Raw genomic sequence first — 20,819 nt, forward strand, 5'->3', positions numbered from 1 at the left:
AATGGCCGGATTTTTGCGTCAGGGGGACGGTTGTCCGGTTGGGCGACGATTGCACCGGCAGGGCTGGAAGGGTTTTCATGTTAGCAACGCATTGGTTCCGTATGGGCGCCTGCCTGTCTATTGTAGTGGCGGGATGCTCCCTGGTGTCCGGTTGCGCCAGCAGCCCGACTTACGGCACCGACAAGACCGCCATGGAACAGTTGACCGACGATCTCGGCCAGTCCGTGTCGTTGACCGGCCCGGACCCGAAGAACAAGGGCGTCAAGTACACGCCGCGTCCGACGCTGGTGCTGCCGGCCCAGGCGCAGAAAGAGACCCTCGTTGCGCCGCAGCCGACGGTCGCCAACAAGGACAATCCGCAATGGCTTGAATCGCCGGAGGAGACGCGTGCTCGTCTCGTTTCGGAGGCCGACGCGAATTCGGACAATCCGAATTACCGCTCGCCGCTCGCAAGCTCTGCGATCGAAGGCGGCCGGCGCACGACGGAAGCCCAGACCAAGGCCTATCGTGAAGCCCGTGCCCTGCAGAAGGGCTCCTACGTCGACCAGCGCCGCTATATATCCGATCCGCCGCCCGGCTACCGCACTGTCGACGATCCGGCAAAGCTCGATGATGTCGGCGAGCCCGAGCTCAAGAAGCAGAAGAAGCGCAAGAAGGATGCAGCGGTCGCCAACACCGGCAAGCAGTGGTGGAACCTCCTGCAATAGCTTTTCGGCGCGCCGGCAAGGATGACGGCGCTGCGGATTACGGCGCCTCTCTTCTTTGCGAAAAGAACCTTCGCAGCAGATCGGCTGATTGGACCTCGTTGAAGCCGGAATAGACCTCCGGGGCGTGGTGGCAGGTCGGCTGCCCATAGAATCGCACGCCATTGTCGACGGCGCCGCCCTTCGGGTCCTCGGCGCCGTAATAGAGCCTGCGGATACGCGCAAACGAGATGGCTGCTGCGCACATGGTGCAAGGCTCCAGCGTCACATAGAGATCGGCACCGGCAAGACGTTCCTGCCCGAGCGCTTCGCAGGCGAGCCGGATCGCGGCGATTTCGGCATGCGCGGTCACGTCTTTGAGCTCGCGCGTGCGGTTTCCCGAGCGTGAAACGGCAATATCGTCGACAACGACGACGGCGCCGATCGGCACCTCGCCGCGTTCTCCGGCGGCACGCGCTTCTTCGAGCGCCATCTCCATGAAACGATTTGTCTTCACGATCGCAAGAATTTCCACTTAACCGCAGATGCGTGACCTGATAGACAGGCCCAAAAGGCAGGCAAACAACAAATGACACCCAAAGACAAGCCAAAACGCCCGGGCGCAAAGCCCCTTTCACGGGATATCAGGTCGAAAGCCGGCCCGAAGGCGGACGGCGACAAGCCGGCAAAGCCTGCGGCCGCCCGCGCAATCGCCGCCGAAACCGATGGTGACGCCAAGGCCGAACGCATTTCCAAGGTGATGGCGCGTGCCGGCGTCGCCTCCCGCCGCGACATCGAACGCATGATCATGGAAGGCCGTGTGACGCTGAACGGCAGGGTTCTTGAAACCCCCGTCGTCAACGTCACGCTCGCCGATCGCATCGAGGTCGACGGCGTGCCGATCCGCGGCATCGAGCGCACCAGGCTGTGGCTCTATCATAAGCCCGCGGGCCTGGTGACCACGAATGCCGATCCGGAAGGCCGCTCGACCGTCTTCGACAACCTGCCGGAAGAATTGCCACGCGTCATGTCGATCGGCCGCCTCGATATCAACACCGAAGGCCTGCTGCTCCTGACCAATGACGGCGGTCTCGCCCGCGCGCTCGAGCTGCCGGCGACCGGCTGGCTGCGGCGCTACCGCGTCCGCGCCCATGGCGAGATCGATCAGGACGCGCTCGACAAGCTGAAGGACGGCATTGCCGTCGACGGCGTGCTCTACGGCTCGATCGAGGCGACGCTCGACCGCACGCAGGGCTCGAACGTCTGGATCACCATGGGTCTTCGCGAAGGCAAGAACCGCGAAATCAAGAACGTGCTCGGCGCGCTCGGTCTCGAGGTCAATCGCCTGATCCGCATTTCCTATGGCCCATTCCAGCTCGGCGACCTGCCGGAAGGCCATGTCGTCGAAGTGCGCGGCCGCACCTTGCGCGACCAGCTCGGCCCGCGCCTCATCGAGGAAGCCAAGGCGAATTTCGACGCGCCGATCTACAATGCGGCGGCGGTCGCTGCCGAGGAAGAGGTGGAGCCCGCAGCACCTGAAAAGCGTGAGCGTCCGCGCCGCGACGAAGACAAGCGCGAACGGGCGCTGAGCCGTCTTGATACCAAACGCGACGACCGCCACGGTGGGGCGCGCAAAGAGGACGACCGCCGCGACGGCGGGCGCCGGGACGATGAAAGGCCAAAGCGTCCCCAGCCGCTCGGCCAGCGCCGCAGCGCCAATGTCTGGATGGCGCCGGGCGCCCGGCCGCTCGGCGAAAAGGCCGCGGCGAAAGCCGCCAAGAATGCGCAGACCGCGCGCAAACGCGGCGAGCAGTCGCCGGCAAAAGGCACTGGTTTCGATCGCATCGAAGATCGCCCGCGCACCCAGGTGAACCGCGTCCGCGAAGAGGATGGCGAGTGGATCCGCTCGAGCGAGGAGACCCGTCGCAAGGATGAGGGCGAGGGCTTCGGCCGCAAGCGCGGCTTTGGTGATCGCCCCGCCCGCGAAGACCGCGGTTCCGGCGACCGCCCGACGCGCGGCGACCGGCCGTTCGGTGATCGCCCCTCGCGTGGGGATCGGCCCTTCGGCGACAAGCCGCGCGGCGATCGCAAGCCGCGTGCGGAGGGCGACGAGCGTCCTCGTGCCGGGAGAAGCCCTGCCGGTGAGGGCCGTTCTGAGCGTCCGCGCGGCGACCGCCCCTTCGGCGACCGTCCTTCGCGTGGAGACCGCCCCTTCGGCGACAAGCCGCGCGGTGATCGCAAGCCGCGTGCGGATGGCGACGAGCGTCCTCGTGCCGCCAGAACCTCCGCCGGTGAGGGTCGCTCGGAGCGTCCCCGCAGCGACCGCCCCTCCGGTGATCGTCCTTCACGTGGAGATCGGCCCTTCGGCGATAAGCCGCGTGGGGATCGCAGACCGCGCGAGGACGGTGATGAGCGTCCGCGGGCAGCCAGAAGCTTTGCCGGCGAGGGCCGCTCCGAGCGTCCGCGCGGTGAAAGATCGTTCGGTGACAAGCCTTCGGGTGACAGGCCTTCCGGTGATAGACCGCGCGGCAAGAGCTTTGCGGCCAAGCCCAGCGGGGCCAAGCCTGGTGGGGCCAAGAGTTTTTCCGGCAAGCCGAAAGGCGCCAAGCCGGGCGGTGACAGACCGGGCGGCGACAGGCCTGCGGGCGGGCCGTCCAGAGGTGGTGCTAAAGGAAAAGGAATGACGCGCGGTGCGGATCGTCGGCGGTGAGTTTCGCGGACGGCCTCTCGCCGTGCCAAAATCCAACGAAATCCGGCCGACTGCCGACCGGACGCGCGAGAGCCTGTTCAATATATTGAGCCATGCCTATCCGGAATGCGTCGATGGCACCCGGATTCTCGACCTCTTTGCCGGCACCGGCGCCGTCGGCCTCGAAGCCGTCTCACGTGGCTGTCGCCATGCGCTCTTCGTCGAAAACAGTGTCGAGGGCAGGGCGCTGCTCTGGGAGAACATCGATGCGCTCGGCCTGCATGGCCGCACGCGCATCCTGCGCCGGGATGCGACCGATCTCGGCGGCGTCGGCAATCTCGACCCCTTCCACGTGCTCTTTGCCGACCCGCCCTATGGCAAGGGTCTCGGTGAGAAGGCGATGGCGGCTGCGGCCGAGGGCGGCTGGCTGCGGCCAGGCGCAATCGCGGTGCTCGAAGAACGCGCCGATGTTGTCGTTTCTGTCCATCCTTCCTATGTCTTCCTCGAAAGCCGCATCTTTGGCGATACGAGGGTGCATTTCTTCCGATATCAGCCGCAATAAGCGGGGGCGGGCGTGCAGCAGGCAGAGATCATCAGCCCGAAATTGCCTGCGATCAGCGATGTGCCGACGGTCGCCGTCGCTTTTGGCGGCGGCGGTGCGCGCGGACTTGCCCATATCCATGTCATCGAGACCCTCGATGAACTCGGCATCCGCCCGGTGGCGGTATCAGGCTCATCGATCGGCGCGATCATGGCGGCCGGCATGGCGGCTGGCATGTCCGGCGCCGAAATCCGCGAACATGCGCTGACGACCGTCGGCAACAAGACGGCGGTCGTCGCTCGCATCTGGGGCCTGAGGCCGGCGACGGTGCGCGATGCGGTGGCCAAGGGTATCCGCATCGGCCAGTTCAATCTGGAGCGGATACTGAAAGCCTTCCTGCCGTCCGAGTTGCCGTCCCGCTTCGAGGATCTGCTAGTCCCGATGAAGGTCATCACCACGGATTATTACGGTCAGTGCGAAGTCATCATCGAGCAGGGTGAGCTGTTTCCCGCACTCGCCGCCTCTTCCGCCATCCCCGCCGTCTTCATGCCGGTGCGCCTGCGCGACCGCGTGATGATCGACGGCGGCATCAGCAATCCGGTGCCCTATGAATGCCTGATGGATCTTGCCGACATCGTCGTCGGCATCGATGTCGTCGGCGCGCCGGAAGGCGACGGAACGCATATTCCGAACCGCATGGAGAGCATCTTCGGTTCCGGCCAGCTGATGATGCAGACGGCGATCTCACTGAAGCTGAAGCTTCGCCCGCCGCATATCTTCCTGCGCCCGACGGTCGGTCGCACCGGCGTCATGGATTTCCTCAAGGCCCGCGAAGTCCTTGCCATGTCCGTCGGCGTCAAGGACGACCTGAAATTCGCCCTTGACCGGGAAATTGAGGCTCGGCTGAAGCGCTAGCTGCTTCATTGGGCATGGCCCTCATGGCCGGCATGACCCGCGCCGTTTGAAGCCTCATTCATCATCACCGTGCCCTCGAAGCTTGAGAAGAGCGCAAGCGCGGAAGAATCGAGGCCGGCCTCGGCATCCTTCAGCTTCGCAGCCAGCCCGGCGGCGTCAACTGCGGAGAGCCCGATCGTCTCCAGCGTCCCGGCATCCTTCAGGCTGTCGCCGCTGCAGAGATAGATGCTCCACCCGTGATGGGTCTTCTTCATCAGGGCCCGACCGCCGCGTCCGTCCTGCCGCCAGCCGATGATCGCCCAATCGGCCTGAACGACGACCGGCGCGATATCGAGCGGCTTGTCTGGCCTTTCGAACATCACCTTCAGCCTCGCCGGGATCGCCTGTTGCGGATCGTCATCCGCAGATGCCATGGATGCAAGCAGCACGCCGGCAACGATCGCGATGATCTTCTTCATCTGATGGCCTCCCTCAAGCGAGAACACGTTTCAGCAACGGTACGAACCGCACGACGATCTGGTCGAAGGCGATCATGGCGACAATTGCGAGCCCGCTCATCGGGAAGGTGACGGCGAATATCCCGACAATCACCCACAGGCCGTAATAGATCGAAGGCTTTGGCGGCGTGGGTGGCACGCCGAGGCGGCCGATCGGGCGACGTTTCCACCACATGACGACGGCGGTCACGCAGCTCAGCACAATTGCAAGGCATGTTGCGAGCATCAGCAGCTGGTTGAAACGCCCCCATTCCTGTCCTTGGTGGACATTGATGCCCCACTCGATCGCTTTGCCGAGGAACGGATATTGATCGAAGCCGATATCGATCAGTGGTTTCCCGGAGTATTGATCGATATGGAGCGTGCGTTCGTCGGTAAGGTCGTCCGGAAAGAGCGAGGCGGTATAGACGCCCGTCTCGTCGGAGGGGATCGCCACGTCGAAGCCCGGCGCCATGCCCAGCCGTTTGGCGATCTCCACGGCTTTGTCGAGGCCGATTGGCCTGGCTGATTGCGCTGCGGCGATATCGGAAAGCGGAACGGGCGCCTTCTCGACGATCCAGCCGCTGTTCGGAAGGATATCCTCGGTGACTTTCCGCGACTTCGGCACGTCGTCCCAGAGCTGGACCGGATAGCCGAGGCCATGTTCGATCAACCAGGCATTGGCGTTCGCCCCCCAATAGCCCGACCATGGCATGCCTGACATCGCAAGGAAGAAGATCAGGATACCGGCCAAGGCTCCGGTCACCGCATGCAGGTCGCGCCAGAAAACGCGGCGGCCGGGCGTTCCTCGCACGCTTACAACGCCGCCCGTCTGGCGTCGCGGCCACCAGAGATAGATCCCGGTGACGACGAGTACCATGGCAAAGCCGCCGGCAATTTCGATCAGCCGGTTCGTTATGGTGCCGAAATAGGCGAGGCTGTGGATGCGCTTGACGACATAATTGAACTCGTCGGTCGATCCGACCACATCGAGTACCTTGCCGTCATAGGGGTTGACGAAGACCAGCATCGAGCCGGCATCGCTGGAGAGGGTGACGATGGCCGATCGCTCGGGCAGGACCGGGTCTTTGTAGGATGTCGCGGTTGAGCCCGGCACGGCGGAGGCGGCGATCGCTGCGATCCGCTCCGCCGACAGCGCTTCGCCAGTCGGCTGGACACTGTAGCGGTAGCCGAAGAAGGTGCTGTTGATCTCGTCCTTGAAGAGATAGAGCGATCCGGTAACGGCCAGATTGAGCAGGAAGGGTATGACGAGAAGTCCGGCAAAGAAATGCCAGCGCCAGATGGCACGGTAGAGCGAAACGCCGTTTGCGGCATCCTCTGCCGGTTCGGCAGCAGTAATAGTCGACATGAGAATGGATCCGTATCCACGACCGACGGCACGCATGCAGGTCGGCCGGCGTTGAAAGGCGCGTCACGGCGCCTGCCGCAACGCGAAATTCAGGCAGGGATCGGATCGGAAGGAGGAGCCCGGGGACCGGTATTGGGCGGGAAAAGCTGGCGATGGAAGGCCTCGGTCCGGATCGGCAGTTCAACCGCAGCCGCAAAGGGTATGGCGGCACCGGCAATGTCCGCCGGCGCCGGCAGGAGGATGGCGGCGCTGATCCGGCAGGCTTCGCAACCATGCGAATGCGCCTTGTCGTGCTGGTTCTGACCGGATGTGTCCGTCGTGGTGACGCAAAGCGTCGGCAGTGACCCGTCCGGAAGCACATATTGGCTGAGTTCAGCCGGATCAAATTCGCCAGCCGCTGCGGCGGGCAGCTGATGGGCAAAGCCGACGAACACCAGTGCGGCCGCGCACAGGATGCGCAGCGCCCATTGTTCGATCTGTGTCGTCCGTCTGATCAAAATTCCCTCTTGGATCGCTCCGATCGGACTTTTGATAAACGCCGCTTCCCTCATATTCAATGCGTCAATTTAGCAAGCCGGTCAGGGGCGATCAGGCATCCGCCGTCGCATCCGCGGTTCCGGCCAGCGGATCCTCCTCGAAGGGATCGGCGGCGCGTTTCGGCTTGACCAGCGGTTCGGGGCGGACGGGGTGGGAAAACAGCATGTCGCGCCCGGCCTGCAGCCCTTCGGACACCTGCAGCACCAGGCGCGCCTCGTCGCGCTTGCGGATATCCTCGCCGATTTCGTAGGCGTCGACCTCGGAAACGCCGAGCGCCTCCAGCGTTCGCCGTCCGAAGAGCAGGCCCGATTCCAGCGTTTCGCGCAGCTCGTAGTCGACGCCCTTATTGCGCAGTTCGATCGAATGGACGCGGTCGTAGGAGCGCACGTAGAGCCGGGTGTGCGGATAGTCGGCCTGCACCAGCTCTACCACCTTGTCGGTGATTTCCTTCTTCTGCGTACAGACGAGCACGATCTTCGCCCGGTCGATGCCGGCCGAGCGCAGCACATCCTTGCGGGCGCCGTCGCCGAAATAGATGCGGAAGCCGAAGGAGGAGGCCTGGCGGATGCGGTCGGCCGAAAAATCGATGACGGTGACGCTGCGCCCGCCGGCAAGCAGGATCTGGGCGGCGATCTGGCCGAAACGCGAGAAGCCGACCATCAGCACATCGGCGCCGGCCCCCTCGAAATCCTCGTCCAGCTCCTCCTGCTCGTCGCCGTTGAGCAGCCGCTTCGAAAGGGCCGAGCCGATCGGCGTCAGCGCCATGGACAGCGTGACGATCGCGACCAGCAGCGAGGCCGTGCTCGTCGACATCAGGCCGGCTGCAGCCGCCGTGGTGAACAGCACGAAGCCGAATTCGCCGCCCTGCGGCAGCAGGAAGGCGATGCGGATCGCATCGTCGTGTGGAGAGCCGGAGATCCGGCAGAGCCCATAGATGACGATCGCCTTGACGGCCATGACGATCGGCACGGCGACGATGACGAAGAGCGCGTTGTCGGCGAGAACGTCGAGTTCCAGCGACAGGCCGACGGCGATGAAGAAGATAGCGAGCAGCACGCCGCGGAACGGCTCGATATCCGCCTCCAGCTCGTGCCGGTAAGAGGATTCGGCAAGCATCACGCCGGAAAGGAAGGCGCCCATCGCCATCGAGAGCCCGGCCAGCTGCATCAGGCTCGCCGACCCCATGACGACGAAGAGGGCAGCCGCGATCATTGCCTCGCGCGCCCCGGTCCGCGCGATGATCTGGAAGAGCGGCGTTAGCAGGTAACGTCCCATGACGATCATCGCCGCAACCGCGCCGACGGCGATGGCGAAATCCAGCAGCGGCGCGTTGCTGCCCTTGTCGCCGCCGTCGAGGATGGTGATCAGCGCCAGCAGCGGTACGATCGCCAGGTCCTGGAACAGCAGCATCGAAAAGGAGCGCTGCCCGTATCGCGTATTGACGTCGCCGTCGCCCTCGAGGATCTGCATGGCGAAGGCGGTGGAAGACAGCGCCAGGCCAAATCCGGCAACGATGCTGCCGCGCCAGTCGAGAACCTCAGAAAACCAGGCAAGCGCGGTCAGCGCCAGCCCCGTCAGCACCACCTGCGCCGTGCCGAGGCCGAAGATATCGCGCCGCATCTGCCAGAGGCGGGTGGGTTTCAGCTCCAGTCCGATGATGAACAGCAGGAAGACGACGCCCAGTTCGGCGACGGCGAGGATTTGTTCGCCATCGGTGATGCCGTGGAAGACCGGGCCGATGACGATGCCGGCGGCGAGATAGCCGAGCACCGTGCCGAGCCCGAGTTTCTTGAAGATCGGAGCGGCGACCACCGCCCCGCCAAGCAGCAGGATCGTTTCGGAAAAAAGGGCATTGGGCGCTGACATGCTGACAATTTCTTTCAACGGCGGGGAGCACGCAGGCAGCCCCGGTAAAGAATCGGAGACGGCGGCCTTGATGCTTGGGAGAGTGCACAATAAATGGAAGCCGAAGGAAAGGCCAAATCATGTCCTCTGAAATTGATTCCTCGACACTTCTTTCCCGCGCAAGTCAATTGATCGATCTGGCAAGGAAGGCAGGGGCCGATGCCGCCGATGCCGTCGTCGTCCGGTCGCGCTCGCAATCGGTCAGCGTCCGCCTCGGCAAGGTCGAGGGAACGGAATCCTCCGAAAACGACGATTTTTCCCTGCGCGTCTTCATAGGCAAGCGGGTCGCCAGCGTTTCGGCCAATCCGGGCTTCGATCTTCAGGCGCTGGCCGAACGCGCCGTCGCCATGGCCAAGGTTTCCCCGGAAGACCCTTTCGCCTGCCTGGCGGATGAGGCGAGCCTTTCGAGATCCTATCCCGACCTGCAATTGCTCGATACCACCGAGGTCTCCTCCGAGATGCTGCGCGAGGCGGCTCTTGCCGCTGAAGCAGCCGCGCTTGCGGTCAAGGGTGTCACCAATTCCTCCGGGGCTGGCGCCTCTGCCGGCATGGGCGGCCTCGTTCTTGCCACCTCGCACGGGTTCGAAGGCAGTTACATGGCTTCGCGTTTCGGCCATTCCGTCAGCGTCATATCAGGCGAAGGCACCGGCATGGAGCGCGACTATGATTATGACAGCCGCCTCTACTACGCCGAACTAGACGATCCCGCTGAAATCGGCCGTCGCGCCGGCGAACGGGTGATCAAGCGCGCCAATCCGCGCCAGGTGCCGACCGGCAAGGACGTCACCGTCATCTTCGACCCGCGTGTCGCCCGCGGCTTCGTCGGCCATATCGCCGGTGCGATCAATGGTGCTTCCGTCGCCCGCAAGTCCAGCTTCCTGCGCGACAAGATGGGCCAGCAGGTGCTGAAGTCAGGCCTGTCGATCACCGACGATCCGCTGATCGTGCGGGGGCCTTCCTCGCGGCCCTTCGACGGCGAGGGCGTGTCCGGCGAGCGGCTGGTGATGATCGAGGATGGTGTCTTGAAGCACTGGTTCCTTTCGACCTCGACGGCGCGCGAACTCGGTCTCGAAACCAACGGCCGCGGCGTGCGCGGCGGCACCGCCGTCTCGCCTTCCTCCACCAACCTTGCCCTGGAACCTGGCGACATTTCGCCGGAGGATCTGATCCGCAGCGTTGGCAACGGTTTTTATGTCACCGAATTGATCGGCCACGGCGTCAACATGATCACCGGCGAATACAGCCGCGGCGCCACCGGCTTCTGGATCGAGAACGGCGAACTCACCTTCCCGGTCTCCGAGGTGACGATCGCCTCGAACCTCAAGGAGATGTTCATGCGCCTGACGCCGGCAAACGACATCGACCGCAAGTTCGGCGTCGCGGCCCCGACCTTCGCCATCGAAGGCATGACACTCGCAGGGCGCTGAGAAACGGATGACGGGATGAACGATAAGGAAAAGGCCCGCTGGCAGAGCGATCTGACGCTGATCGTCGATGCTGCGAAAGAGGCGGGCGCCGTTGCTTTCGGCTTCTTCAACCAGTCTCCCGAGGTCTGGTGGAAGAACGAGGACCGTTCTCCCGTCAGCGCCGCCGATTTCGCCGCCAACAAGACGCTCGAGACCATCCTGCGCAAGGCCCGGCCGGATTATGGCTGGCTGTCGGAGGAAACCGACGACGATGCCGACCGTCTCTCACGCGAGACGCTGTTCATCATCGATCCGATCGACGGAACACGCGCCTTCCTCGGCGGGCAGAAGGTCTGGTGCGTCAGCGTCGCGGTGGTTCATCGCGGCCGGCCGGTCGCCGGCGTGCTCTATGCCCCGGCGCTCGAAGAGCTCTATGAGGCGGTCGAGGGCGGCGTGGCGCTGAAGAACGGCGTGCCCTTCACCGTCTCGGCCGCCGGGCCGGAAGAGATGAGCCGCCTTGCGATCGGCGAAGACCTGCTCAAGACCTTTCCGCTGGCGTTCCGCGACCGGGTGACGCGCGAGAAATACATTCCCTCGCTCGCCTATCGTATCGCCATGGTGGCGGACGGTCGTCTCGAAGGCACCTTCGTCAAGGGCAATTCACATGATTGGGACCTTGCCGCTGCCGATCTGATCCTTGTCTGCGCCGGTGGCGGCCTCGTCGACATCGAAGGCGAACCGATCGTCTACAATCGCGCCGAAGTCACCCACAAGGTCCTCTGTGCGGCGCCAACGCCCCGCCTCGGTGAATTCCTCGCGGCCTTTGCGGGACGACGAGACAGTTGACGTTTCCGTCAAAATCCCGCAGATGGGTGGCGGAGGAGAATAGGCAGAAAGAGAAGAAAAAATGACTGACTCCGGTGACAAGAAGCAGCTTCTGCATCTCGTTTTTGGCGGCGAACTGGAAAGCCTCGATGACGTCCAGTTCCGTGACCTGCAGGGTCTCGATATCGTCGGCATTTTCCCGGATTATGCCACGGCGCTGACGGCCTGGAAGGCGAAGGCGCAGCAGACGGTCGACAATGCGCATATGCGCTACTTCATCGTCCACATGCATCGTTTGCTCGATCCGCAGGAAAAGCCCAAGGGCTGAACTTAGCAAGTGCCGCCGGCCGGCCGCTCCTCGAGCGGCCTTTGCTGCATCGGGCGCGCTCGTCGATCCGGATTGTTTGACGCATTCTGAACAAATTAATCGGCCATTGCGGCCGCAACGATAATTGGGGAATGGGTTTGATGTCGATCGGTTTTGATCGGAGGCTGGCGCGATGAGTTCCCGGATGGCGCGGTTCGGTCTGAGCGCATATCGTCTGGCGGGAACCGTGGCCTCTCCAGTCGTCGGCCTCTATATCACCTACCGCACGGCCAAGGGCAAGGAAGACCGGGCCCGCCGCCTGGAGCGCTTCGGTTATCCGAGCGCCAACCGGCCGCAGGGGCCGCTTATCTGGTTCCATGCCGCAAGCGTCGGTGAAACCAACGCCGTCATCCCGCTGATCCGTGAAATCCGCCGCCGTGACATCCATGTCATCCTGACGACCGGCACCATCACCTCGGCCAAGCTCGCCGCCGAGCGCCTCGGCCAGGAAGCGATCCATCAATATGTGCCGCTCGACCTGAAGCCCTCCGTCAGCCGCTTCCTCGATTACTGGCAGCCCGATTGCGCCATCATCGCCGAATCCGAGATCTGGCCGGCAACTGTGCTGGAGCTCGGCCGACGCCGCATTCCGCAGATCCTGATCAATGCCCGCATGTCGGACCGCTCCTTTGCCCGCTGGCGCCGCCGCCCGGCGATCGCTGAAGCCTTGTTCGAGAATCTTGCCCTCGTCATCGCCCAGTCGGATGTCGATGCCGAACGTTTCCGCGATCTCGGCGCCGTCCCCGTCATCACCTCGGGCAATCTGAAGGTCGATACCGACGCACCGCCTTACGACAGCGCTGTCTTCGCCCGCTATAAGAAGCAGATCGGCGAGCGCAAGACCTGGGCGGCGATCTCGACCTTCGACGGCGAGGAGAATGCCGCCGCCATCGTTCACCGGGCGCTCAGGGAGCGCGACCGTCAATTGACCATCATCGTGCCGCGCCATCCCGAGCGCAGCGACGAGATCGAGGCAGCGCTCGTCAAGCAGGGGCTGAAGGTCGCCCGCCGCACCCGCGACGATGTCTTGTCCGCCGATGTCGATATCTTCCTCGGCGACACGATCGGCGAAATGGGCCTCTATCTCCGCCTGACCGAAATCGCCTTCGTCGGACGTTCGCTCTTTGCCGAAGGCGGCCAGAACCCGCTGGAGCCCGCCATGCTCGGCTGCGCCATTCTCTCCGGCGGCCATGTGCAGAATTTCCGCGATGCCTATCAGAAGCTTGCCCGCAGCGGCAGCGCCCGCATGGTGCGCGATACCGAAATGCTGGCCAAGGGCGTGCATTATCTGCTGATCAACGACGACGCCCGCCGCAATATGATCGAGGCCGGCATCACCGCCGTGCACGAGATGCGCGGCGCGCTGACGGCGACGGTAAAGGGGCTGGAACCCTATATCAATCCGCTGACGGTGAAGGCGCGGCTGCTGCCCAAGGCCGTGGCCCAGGTCTGAGGAGCGAAGATGTCGGCAGCGTCCCCTATCAAAGGCATTCTCTTCGACAAGGATGGCACGCTGCTCGATTATGACGAGAGCTGGCTGCCGGTCAACCGCGAGCTTGCCCGCATCGCCGCCAAAGGGGATCAGCTTCTCGCCGACCGGCTGCTGTCGGCCTGCGGCATGGATCCGGTGACCGGCCATATCGTTCCCGACAGCCTGCTTGCCGCCGGCAATACCCGCCAGATCGCCGAGGGCCTCGTTGCGGCGGGCTCGATGGTCGATGTCGGCGAACTGACGATCCGCCTCGACGACCTTTTTTCCAGCGCCGCCGAATTTTCCGTGCCGGTGACCGACCTCGCGGGCTTCTTCGCCCGGCTGCATCGGCGCGGCTTCAAGCTCGGTGTCGCCTCCAGCGACAATGAGCGGTCGATCCGCCAGACGGCGGAACGTTTCGGTTTCGCCCGCTATATCGATTACATCGCCGGCTATGACAGCGGTTTCGGCGTCAAGCCGGAGCCGGGCATGGTGCTCGGCTTCTGCGCCGCGACCGGTCTTTTGCCTGAAGAGGTCGCCATGGTCGGCGACAACAACCACGATCTGCACATGGGTCTGAATGCCGGCACCGGCCTGAGGATCGCGGTGCTGACCGGCACCGGTTCGCGGGAGACGCTTGCCGCCGCGGCCGATCATGTGCTCGACGATATCACCGCCATCGAGACCCTGCTGCCGGACCTGCAGCCGGCCTGACGGGTAAGGGCTTGCATTTTTTCAGGTTTTGGCTTCTCAATCCGGCCGGGAAACGAAAATTCTGTGGCCGGGCAGGGGAGCGGGACGGCAAGATGATATCCGAAGCGCCACCGTTCTGGTGGAGGAAAGCCGATTGGCGGGCCTGGCTGCTGCTGCCGCTTTCTTTTCTCTATGGCCGTATCGCCGGCCACCGCATGGCCCATGCGCGCCGCGCCTCGGTTCCGGTTCCCGTTATCTGCGTCGGCAATTTCACCGTCGGCGGCGCCGGCAAGACGCCGACGGCGCTGACGATTGCCCGCGCCGCCAAGGCGAAGGGGCTGAAGCCCGGCTTTCTCAGCAGGGGTTACGGCGGCTCGCTCGATGTGACCACCGTCGTCGACCCCGATCATCACCGGGCGATTGCCGTCGGTGACGAGCCGTTGCTGCTTGCCCAGGAAGCGCTGACGGTGATTTCGCGCCGGCGCATCGAAGGTGCTGCGCGGCTGGTGGCGGAGGGCGCCGATCTCATCATCATGGATGACGGTTTCCAGAGTGCCCGGCTGGCGATCGACTATGCCCTGCTCGTCATCGACGCGACGCGCGGCCTCGGCAACGGCCATATCGTGCCGGGTGGCCCGGTCCGCGCGCCGATCCGCCAGCAGCTGCGGTCCGCAACCGCTTTGCTGAAGGTCGGTGGCGGCAATGCCGCCGACAGGATCGTCCGCATGGCGGCGCGCGCGGCAAAGCCCTATTTCACCGCATCGCTGAAAGTCCGCGGCGACAATACGCTGGCCGGCACGAAGGTGCTCGCCTTTGCCGGCATTGCCGATCCCGCCAAATTCTTCCGCACCGTTGAATCCCGCGGCGCCGAGATCGTCGTCGCCAAATCCTTCGGCGATCACGAGCACCTGACGGAGGAGGAGATCGACGACATCCTGACGACCGCCGAGCGTCAAGGCCTCCTGATCGTCACCACCTCCAAGGATTTCGTCCGCCTTTCCGGTCATCACGGCAAGGCGGCGCGGCTCGTCGAAAAGAGCCGGGTGATCGAGGTCGACATGGTCTTCGAGGATCACCTCGCCCCCAGCCTCATCATCGACCGGGCGATCGTCGCTTGCCGCGAGCGCCGGCTGCGGGAGATCAAGACTGCGGCTAAAGCGATTCCAGAAAAAGTATGAAGCGGGTTTCCCAGGCAAAGCGCGAAGCGGTTTTGCCGGGAATTGCGTAAAAAGCGAGAGCCGTTCTGCAATTCCACGAAAAGCTGAGCCGGTCTAGCGCCGCTGGTTTGGCAGCACGCCGGCGCGTTTATCGGCATCGATGGCCGAGATCACGTCGGCATAGGGCTCCTGCCGGGCGACGCTCCAATAACGCAATTCGTCGAGCGGGATCTGTTTCCCCGTCATCGCGCAGACGACATAGGAGCCGGGCGAGAGAATCTGGAAATCGCCATCGAGATACCGGATCTTCGCCTCGCGGTTTCCGTGCCCTTCGAACAAATTCATGCGCTCCGTTCCCTGCAGTCTGTCATTAGAGCATGTCACGCAAAACTGTGCCGCGGTTTTGCGATCACGACATGCGGAACACCAAAGACCTAAAGCGTGGGCCAAGCGATCTGAAAGATCGCAACACGCTTTAGTTTGCCATACTCCCGCAAGGGCCGCTTTTCCAGCTTTTTTAGCTTCTGCCGAAAAGCCGCTCGATATCGCTGAGTTTCAATTCGATATAGGTCGGCCGGCCGTGATTGCACTGGCCGGAGCCGGGCGTCACTTCCATCTCCCGCAGCAACGCGTTCATTTCCTCCGGCCGCAGCCGTCGTCCGGAGCGCACCGACCCGTGACAGGCCATGGTCGCCGCCACATATTCGAGCTTGGCCGACAGGCCCGACGCCGTGTCCCATTCGGCGATCTCGTCGGCAAGTTGGCGGATCAGCCCATGCGCATCGACCTCGCCGAGCATTGCCGGCGTCTCGCGCACGGCAATCGCCCCGGGGCCGAAACGCTCGACCGCCAGGCCGAGTTCGGAAAGCTCGGCCGCGTGCTGCATCAGCCGGTCGCAATCCTCTTCCGGAATGTCGACGATCTCGGGGATGAGCAGCACCTGCGAGGCAAGCCGCTTCGAATGCAGCGCCTTGCGCATCGCTTCGAAAACCAGCCGCTCATGCGCGGCATGCTGATCGACAATGACGAGCCCATCCTCAGTCTGGGCGACGATATAATTTGCGTGGATCTGCGCCCGCGCCGCGCCGAGCGGATACCGCGCGGTCGGTTCAGGGGCTGCCGGCTGCGGCGAAAACTGCGGCTCGGCCCGCGCCGTCGGCATCGAAAGTCCGTCGAAGGACGCCTGTGGCCGCTCGCCGAAACCCGTTGTCGGCTGATAGGGCCGGGAGGGCGACGTTTCGGCCGACCATGCCGTTTGCGGCCGCTGGCTATTCGGCTGGAAGCCGGGGCGGAAGGAGCGCAGCATGTCGCTCGCGCCGGTCGTCGCCGCCCGGCTGCCGTCGCGCGCCAAGGCCTCGCGGATGGCGCCGACGATCAGGCCGCGCACCAGGCCAGGGTCGCGGAACCGCACGTCGGATTTTGCCGGATGCACGTTGACGTCGACGAGAGCGGGATCGAGCGTGATCGACAGCACCGCCACCGGATGGCGTCCGGATGGGATCGTCTCGGCATAGGCGCCGCGGATCGCCGAGAGGATCAGCTTGTCCTGCACCGGCCGGCCGTTGACGAAGGCGTATTGATGAGCGGAGTTGCCGCGATTGAAGGTCGGCACGCCGGCAAAGCCGGTCAGCGAGATCTCTTCGCGCACGGCGTCAAGCGCAATGGCGTTGTCGCGGAACTCCTTGCCGAGCACCTGCGCCATGCGCCCCAGATGATCGTCACCGGTCGCTGGAAATTCCAGCGTCGTGCGGTCCGAGCCCGACAGCACAAAGCGTACGGCAGGAAAGGCGATCGCCATGCGCTTGACGATCTCGGTAATGGCGCCGGCCTCGGCCTTCTCCGTCTTCAGGAATTTGAGCCGGGCGGGTGTGGCGAAGAACAGGTCGCGCACTTCGACGATCGTCCCGGGATTGGCGGCGGCTGGGCGCAGATGCGCGATCTTGCCGCCGGCAACGGCGATCTCGTGGCCGCCGGCGCTGTCGCGTCTGCGGCTTGCGATGCTAAGCCTCGCGACCGAGCCGATCGAGGGCAGCGCCTCACCACGGAAGCCGAGCGTGCGGATATCCTCGAGCGTCTCTGAGATCTTCGAGGTGCAGTGGCGCCTGACCGCCAGTTCCAGATCGGCCGCGTCCATTCCCGAGCCGTTGTCGCTGACGCGCAGTAGCGCCTTGCCGCCGCCTGACGTGGCGATTTCGATGCGCGTCGCGCCCGCGTCGAGCGCGTTTTCGATCAGTTCCTTGGCAGCGCTCGCCGGCCGTTCGATGACTTCGCCGGCGGCGATCTGGTTGATGAGCGTTTCGGAAAGCTGTCTGATGGCCATGGGCTATTTTCGGGGATTCGCGGGCCGGAGGGAAGGGGTTTCGACAGGCTTTCCCGAAACGTGATCCGGGGCTCCCCCAAATTTGGGAATAGGTAATGTTAAGCCGGTTTTAACATAAAAATGGCATTTCTAATCACATACCTCCGGAAGCTGCGAAATCGAACAGATGTGGGACGCAACAGAATGAGTGCCGGCTTCGAAAAGGCGGACACATCATCAGAAATCGATGGGGCTCCCGCCGAGGCCGATCTGCAGACGGCGCTTTTCGATGTGGTGTGCGACAGCCTTTCCGCAGCTTTCATTATCTACGACAAGAACGATCATCTGATCTTTGCAAGCCGCCAGACTCTCGAGTTCTTTCCGCTGCCCGCCGAGATGCTGAAGCCGGGCACGCGGCTTCGCGATTTCCTCGGCGCGATGTACGACACCGGCATTCGCCAGCAGTATGATGTCAGGCAGGGTGGCTCGCTGAACCGCGAAGACTGGCTGTCGCAGAAAATCGCCTCGCATTGGCGCGAGCGCTTCGACGCCGTCGAGCGCCACGGTGCCGATAGCTGGGTCCGCTTCGTCAAGCGCAGGCTGCCCGGCGGTTACGGCGTCACCATCATCTCCGACATTTCCGAGAACAAGAAGCGCGAAGAGCAATGGCGCTCCGATCTGGAGCGGGTGCAGCTCACCGAGGACATTCTCGACAATCTGCCGTTCCCGCTCTTCGTCAAGGATCGCAACCTCACCTATGTCGCGGTCAACCTCGCCTTCTGCGAGAAATATCAGACAAGCGCCGACGAGGTGCTTGGGCGCAAGAGCGGCGATCTTTTTTCAGAAGAGATCGCCAAGCGCTTCGAAGAAAGCGACCGCCATGTGCTGGAGACCGGCGAGATGTCCGTCTCCCGCCAGCGACAGATCTCCCGCGACGGCATCGAGCGCGATATCGTCAGCCGCAAGCACCGCATCGGCAAGCCCGGCCGTTATTTCCTGGTGTCGACCATGCAGGACCTGCCGCGCGACGGCGCCGATCTCGACGAGTTCGACCAAGCGTCCGCGATCACCGCCTCCAGCAATCAAAGCTATCGACGGGCCTATGTACCGGTACCAACCGGCATCGCACGGCGCGAACCGGCGGCGATGGAAGCGATCGTTCCGGAGAATTTCTCCGGCCGCAAGGTCCTCGTCGTCACGGCCGACCTCGCCGCCGAGACCGCCGCGCTGCGGACGCTGACGAAATACGGCTTCGAATCCTGCTCGGTCCGCGGCGAGGACGAAGAGGAGCGGTTCCTGGAAATCGCCACCTCCTCCGGCATCTCGCTCGATCTTCTGATCATCGACAACCAGATGGGCATGCGCTGCCTCGAGCTTGCCGAGCAATACGGCATCCCGGCGCTCGTCATGGACGGTTTCCAGATCGCCAACGAGCTCACCTTCCAGATCGCCCGCCATTTCAATCGCAGCAGCCGCAGCGCCGGTTCGGATGCGGATTGGGAAATCAGCATTTCCGACGATCCGGTCGGCCTGCAGGTTCTCGTCGCCGAAGACAATGATATCAACCAGATCGTCTTTTCACAGATCCTCGAAGGTCTCGGCTATCGCCACATGCTTGCGGCGACCGGCGACGAGGCCGTGCGCCTCTGGGCCGAGCACCGGCCGCAGATCGTGCTGATGGATATTTCCCTGCCGGGCTTCAACGGCTTCGAGGCCGCGCGCCTCATCCGGCAGATGGAGGAAACCGGCGGTGGCACCCGCACCCCGATCATCGGCGTGCTCACCCAGGCCTTCGAGCGTGACCGCGCCGAATGCGTCAAATCAGGCATGGACGACGTCATCATGAAACCCGTCAGCCCTGACATGCTGGAGACTGTGTTTCAGAAATATCTAATGAATGAGGCCATGCGGGCCCAAAACTGAAGCATGTCGCGCAAAAGTGTGCAGGCGCCAAAATACCCGTCAACTCCCTAGATTTTGGGGAGGTTCAGGCGGCTATGCCGCTGATTTACTATCGAATTGTTAAGACCTGCCGGTCATTCTTCTGCATGGCTCCGGAGGAAAGCTCGGGTTTGGATGATGAAATCGGCGGACATAGCTTTCTTGACCGTCGGTCAGAATGAGCTTCAGGCGATGGCCTATACCGATCCGCTGACCGGATTGGGCAACCGCAATCGCATGCGGGACAAGGTCTTGCAGATCTCCGCTGAGCGCGCCAGCGATCCGGCTCCCTTCACCATCGGCATCGTCAACCTCGACAGTTTCAAGCCGATCAACGATCTGTTCGGCTCGACGGCCGGCGATGAAATCCTCTGCCAGGTCGCCCATCGTCTGAGGGCCTGCATTCCTGACGGCGCGCTTGTTACCCGCCATGATGGCGACGAATTCGCCTTCGTATTGCCGTTGATCTTCGAGCGGGCGAGTGCCGAGAAATTCGGCCAGATGATCCGCGAGGTGCTGTCGGCTCCCTATGACCTCGGTGACCGCAACGTCCGTCTCTCCGCTTCGCTCGGCTTTTCCATCTATCCCTTCGCCGGAGAGGATTGCGAGGAGCTGCTGAAGAGCGCCGAAACCGCCCTCTACCGTTCCAAGCGCCGCGGCCGCGGCCAGATCACCGTCTATTCGCGCGAAATCGCCCAGGAGATGAAGCGCGCGACGCAGCTGGAGCAGGCGCTCAGAAACGCCATCATCTCCGACGCGATCGACGTGCATTTCCAGCCGATCGTCTCGCTGTCCAACAATCAGGTCGTCGGCTTCGAGGCGCTCGCCCGCTGGAACGATCCCGATCTCGGCTTCGTCTCGCCCGGCGTCTTCGTGCCGCTCGCCGAGGAGCGCGGCTTCATCGACGCGCTGTCGGAGGCGCTGCTGCGCAAAGCCGCCGAGGCAGCGCTCTCTTGGCCGCGCGAACTCTTCCTGTCGTTCAATCTTTCCTCGGCCCAGCTGATGGATCCGGGCACGAGCAGCAGCGTCCTGTCGATCCTCGGCCGCGTCGGCTTCGATCCGCATCGCCTGGAGCTGGAGATCACCGAGACCGCGGTGATGAGTTCGGCCGATACCGCCCATCGCATCATCGCCGATCTGCGCGCCGCCGGTGTGCGCATCTCGCTCGACGATTTCGGCACCGGCCAGTCGAGCCTCGGGCGCCTGCGCGACTTCATCTTCGACAAGATCAAGATCGACCGTGCCTTCGTCTCGCGCATCAATTCCGATCGCGCCTCCGAACACATCATCAAGGCGATCCTCACCATGTGCGAGGGCTTGCAGCTGGAAGTCGTAGCGGAAGGCATCGAGGATTATGCGGAGGCGGTGAAATTGCGCACGCTCGGCTGCGGCATGGGCCAGGGCTATCACTTCGGGCGTCCGGCCGACGGTATCGCCACGCTGCGCTTCCTGCACGAGAACTATTACGATCCGACCATGATGGAGCGTGCCAGCGCATAAAGCGATGGCGCCGCATAAAACGATGGCGCCCCTGAGAGCGCCATC

Annotated in this window: 19 protein-coding genes; 12 read left to right on the forward strand and 7 right to left on the reverse strand. The window is 63.7% G+C overall.

Annotated elements, in window-relative coordinates; translation table 11 throughout:
* Positions 1-77: 77 nt before the first annotated feature.
* Positions 78-707 (forward strand): hypothetical protein, encoded by a 630-nt coding sequence (locus tag BA011_RS24250; protein ID WP_065282315.1) that lies wholly within the window; start codon positions 78-80, stop codon positions 705-707.
* A 37-nt stretch (positions 708-744) separates the two neighbouring features.
* Here BA011_RS24250 and BA011_RS24255 read toward each other — a convergent pair whose 3' ends face one another.
* Positions 745-1,182, reverse strand: a complete 438-nt coding sequence (locus BA011_RS24255) for a nucleoside deaminase (protein WP_065282650.1) — start codon at positions 1,180-1,182, stop codon at positions 745-747.
* A gap of 90 nt (positions 1,183-1,272) precedes the next feature.
* Here BA011_RS24255 and BA011_RS24260 point away from each other — a divergent pair, with 90 nt between their 5' ends.
* The 3 genes from BA011_RS24260 to BA011_RS24270 are packed head-to-tail and all read left to right on the forward strand — an operon-like array spanning position 1,273 to position 4,828.
* Positions 1,273-3,393, forward strand: a complete 2,121-nt coding sequence (locus BA011_RS24260; RefSeq protein ID WP_065282316.1) for a pseudouridine synthase — start codon at positions 1,273-1,275, stop codon at positions 3,391-3,393.
* Entirely contained in the window at positions 3,374-3,934 is a 561-nt protein-coding gene (gene rsmD / locus BA011_RS24265; protein ID WP_065282317.1) for a 16S rRNA (guanine(966)-N(2))-methyltransferase RsmD, read from the forward strand. Before BA011_RS24260 ends, rsmD begins: the two co-directional genes overlap by 20 nt.
* Positions 3,935-3,946: 12 nt before the next feature.
* The gene (locus tag BA011_RS24270) at positions 3,947-4,828 is read left to right on the forward strand and encodes a patatin-like phospholipase family protein (RefSeq protein ID WP_065282318.1); all 882 of its coding nucleotides are present in this window, start codon (positions 3,947-3,949) and stop codon (positions 4,826-4,828) included.
* A 5-nt stretch (positions 4,829-4,833) separates the two neighbouring features.
* Here BA011_RS24270 and BA011_RS24275 read toward each other — a convergent pair whose 3' ends face one another.
* The 4 genes from BA011_RS24275 to BA011_RS24290 all read right to left on the reverse strand — a co-directional run bounded on the left by BA011_RS24275 (position 4,834) and on the right by BA011_RS24290 (position 9,076).
* Positions 4,834-5,286, reverse strand: a complete 453-nt coding sequence (locus tag BA011_RS24275; protein WP_065282319.1) for a copper uptake system-associated protein — start codon at positions 5,284-5,286, stop codon at positions 4,834-4,836.
* 13 nt (positions 5,287-5,299) lie between these two features.
* Positions 5,300-6,673, reverse strand: a complete 1,374-nt coding sequence (locus BA011_RS24280; protein WP_065282320.1) for a PepSY-associated TM helix domain-containing protein — start codon at positions 6,671-6,673, stop codon at positions 5,300-5,302.
* 89 nt (positions 6,674-6,762) lie between these two features.
* Complete coding sequence (locus BA011_RS24285) at positions 6,763-7,170, reverse strand: hypothetical protein (RefSeq protein WP_065282651.1); 408 nt, start codon at positions 7,168-7,170, stop codon at positions 6,763-6,765.
* Between the two features lie 91 nt (positions 7,171-7,261).
* Positions 7,262-9,076 carry a monovalent cation:proton antiporter-2 (CPA2) family protein gene (locus BA011_RS24290; protein ID WP_065282321.1) on the reverse strand — a complete coding sequence of 605 codons (1,815 nt, stop codon included), beginning with the start codon at positions 9,074-9,076 and terminating at the stop codon, positions 7,262-7,264.
* Positions 9,077-9,195: 119 nt separating this feature from the next.
* Here BA011_RS24290 and BA011_RS24295 point away from each other — a divergent pair, with 119 nt between their 5' ends.
* From BA011_RS24295 to lpxK, 6 genes are all read left to right on the forward strand, one after another.
* Entirely contained in the window at positions 9,196-10,542 is a 1,347-nt protein-coding gene (locus BA011_RS24295; protein ID WP_065282322.1) for a TldD/PmbA family protein, read from the forward strand.
* Between the two features lie 15 nt (positions 10,543-10,557).
* Entirely contained in the window at positions 10,558-11,367 is an 810-nt protein-coding gene (locus tag BA011_RS24300) for a 3'(2'),5'-bisphosphate nucleotidase CysQ (RefSeq protein WP_065282323.1), read from the forward strand.
* Positions 11,368-11,428: 61 nt separating this feature from the next.
* Entirely contained in the window at positions 11,429-11,674 is a 246-nt protein-coding gene (locus tag BA011_RS24305) for a DUF4170 domain-containing protein (RefSeq protein WP_003556856.1), read from the forward strand.
* 172 nt (positions 11,675-11,846) lie between these two features.
* Positions 11,847-13,166: a lipid IV(A) 3-deoxy-D-manno-octulosonic acid transferase gene (gene waaA / locus BA011_RS24310; RefSeq protein ID WP_065282324.1), complete on the forward strand. Its 1,320-nt coding sequence runs from the start codon at positions 11,847-11,849 to the stop codon at positions 13,164-13,166.
* A gap of 9 nt (positions 13,167-13,175) precedes the next feature.
* A complete protein-coding gene (locus BA011_RS24315; protein WP_065282325.1) occupies positions 13,176-13,898 on the forward strand; it encodes an HAD family hydrolase in 723 nt (240 codons plus the stop codon).
* A gap of 92 nt (positions 13,899-13,990) precedes the next feature.
* Entirely contained in the window at positions 13,991-15,055 is a 1,065-nt protein-coding gene (gene lpxK, locus BA011_RS24320; RefSeq protein ID WP_065282326.1) for a tetraacyldisaccharide 4'-kinase, read from the forward strand.
* Positions 15,056-15,148: 93 nt separating this feature from the next.
* On the opposite strand, the gene BA011_RS24325 is transcribed toward lpxK, so the two are convergent.
* Positions 15,149-15,379: a DUF2093 domain-containing protein gene (locus BA011_RS24325; RefSeq protein ID WP_003545832.1), complete on the reverse strand. Its 231-nt coding sequence runs from the start codon at positions 15,377-15,379 to the stop codon at positions 15,149-15,151.
* Positions 15,380-15,551: 172 nt separating this feature from the next.
* Positions 15,552-17,354, reverse strand: coding sequence for a DNA mismatch repair endonuclease MutL (gene mutL, locus BA011_RS24330; RefSeq protein ID WP_065282327.1), 1,803 nt, complete (start codon positions 17,352-17,354; stop codon positions 15,552-15,554).
* 183 nt (positions 17,355-17,537) lie between these two features.
* On the opposite strand from mutL, the gene BA011_RS24335 reads away from it, so the two are divergent.
* Together BA011_RS24335 and BA011_RS24340 are read left to right on the forward strand one after the other, a co-directional pair.
* Entirely contained in the window at positions 17,538-19,256 is a 1,719-nt protein-coding gene (locus BA011_RS24335) for a response regulator (RefSeq protein ID WP_065282328.1), read from the forward strand.
* 153 nt (positions 19,257-19,409) lie between these two features.
* On the forward strand, positions 19,410-20,774 hold the full coding sequence (locus BA011_RS24340) for a putative bifunctional diguanylate cyclase/phosphodiesterase (RefSeq protein ID WP_065282329.1): 1,365 nt from the start codon (positions 19,410-19,412) through the stop codon (positions 20,772-20,774).
* Positions 20,775-20,819: the final 45 nt, after the last annotated feature.

This window comes from Rhizobium leguminosarum (genome assembly GCF_001679785.1).
In the GTDB taxonomy this organism is placed as follows: domain Bacteria; phylum Pseudomonadota; class Alphaproteobacteria; order Rhizobiales; family Rhizobiaceae; genus Rhizobium; species Rhizobium leguminosarum_R.

Bases quoted from the DNA above. Each gene is read 5' to 3' on its own strand.
- BA011_RS24250 (WP_065282315.1), top strand. From the start codon at position 78: ATGTTAGCAACGCATTGGTTCCGTATGGGCGCCTGCCTGTCTATTGTA.
- BA011_RS24255 (WP_065282650.1), bottom strand. From the start codon at position 1,182: ATGGAGATGGCGCTCGAAGAAGCGCGTGCCGCCGGAGAACGCGGCGAG.
- BA011_RS24260 (WP_065282316.1), top strand. From the start codon at position 1,273: ATGACACCCAAAGACAAGCCAAAACGCCCGGGCGCAAAGCCCCTTTCA.
- BA011_RS24275 (WP_065282319.1), bottom strand. From the start codon at position 5,286: ATGAAGAAGATCATCGCGATCGTTGCCGGCGTGCTGCTTGCATCCATG.
- BA011_RS24280 (WP_065282320.1), bottom strand. From the start codon at position 6,673: ATGTCGACTATTACTGCTGCCGAACCGGCAGAGGATGCCGCAAACGGC.
- BA011_RS24290 (WP_065282321.1), bottom strand. From the start codon at position 9,076: ATGTCAGCGCCCAATGCCCTTTTTTCCGAAACGATCCTGCTGCTTGGC.
- BA011_RS24295 (WP_065282322.1), top strand. From the start codon at position 9,196: ATGTCCTCTGAAATTGATTCCTCGACACTTCTTTCCCGCGCAAGTCAA.
- BA011_RS24300 (WP_065282323.1), top strand. From the start codon at position 10,558: ATGAACGATAAGGAAAAGGCCCGCTGGCAGAGCGATCTGACGCTGATC.
- BA011_RS24305 (WP_003556856.1), top strand. From the start codon at position 11,429: ATGACTGACTCCGGTGACAAGAAGCAGCTTCTGCATCTCGTTTTTGGC.
- waaA (WP_065282324.1), top strand. From the start codon at position 11,847: ATGAGTTCCCGGATGGCGCGGTTCGGTCTGAGCGCATATCGTCTGGCG.
- BA011_RS24315 (WP_065282325.1), top strand. From the start codon at position 13,176: ATGTCGGCAGCGTCCCCTATCAAAGGCATTCTCTTCGACAAGGATGGC.
- lpxK (WP_065282326.1), top strand. From the start codon at position 13,991: ATGATATCCGAAGCGCCACCGTTCTGGTGGAGGAAAGCCGATTGGCGG.
- BA011_RS24325 (WP_003545832.1), bottom strand. From the start codon at position 15,379: ATGAATTTGTTCGAAGGGCACGGAAACCGCGAGGCGAAGATCCGGTAT.
- mutL (WP_065282327.1), bottom strand. From the start codon at position 17,354: ATGGCCATCAGACAGCTTTCCGAAACGCTCATCAACCAGATCGCCGCC.
- BA011_RS24335 (WP_065282328.1), top strand. From the start codon at position 17,538: ATGAGTGCCGGCTTCGAAAAGGCGGACACATCATCAGAAATCGATGGG.
- BA011_RS24340 (WP_065282329.1), top strand. From the start codon at position 19,410: ATGATGAAATCGGCGGACATAGCTTTCTTGACCGTCGGTCAGAATGAG.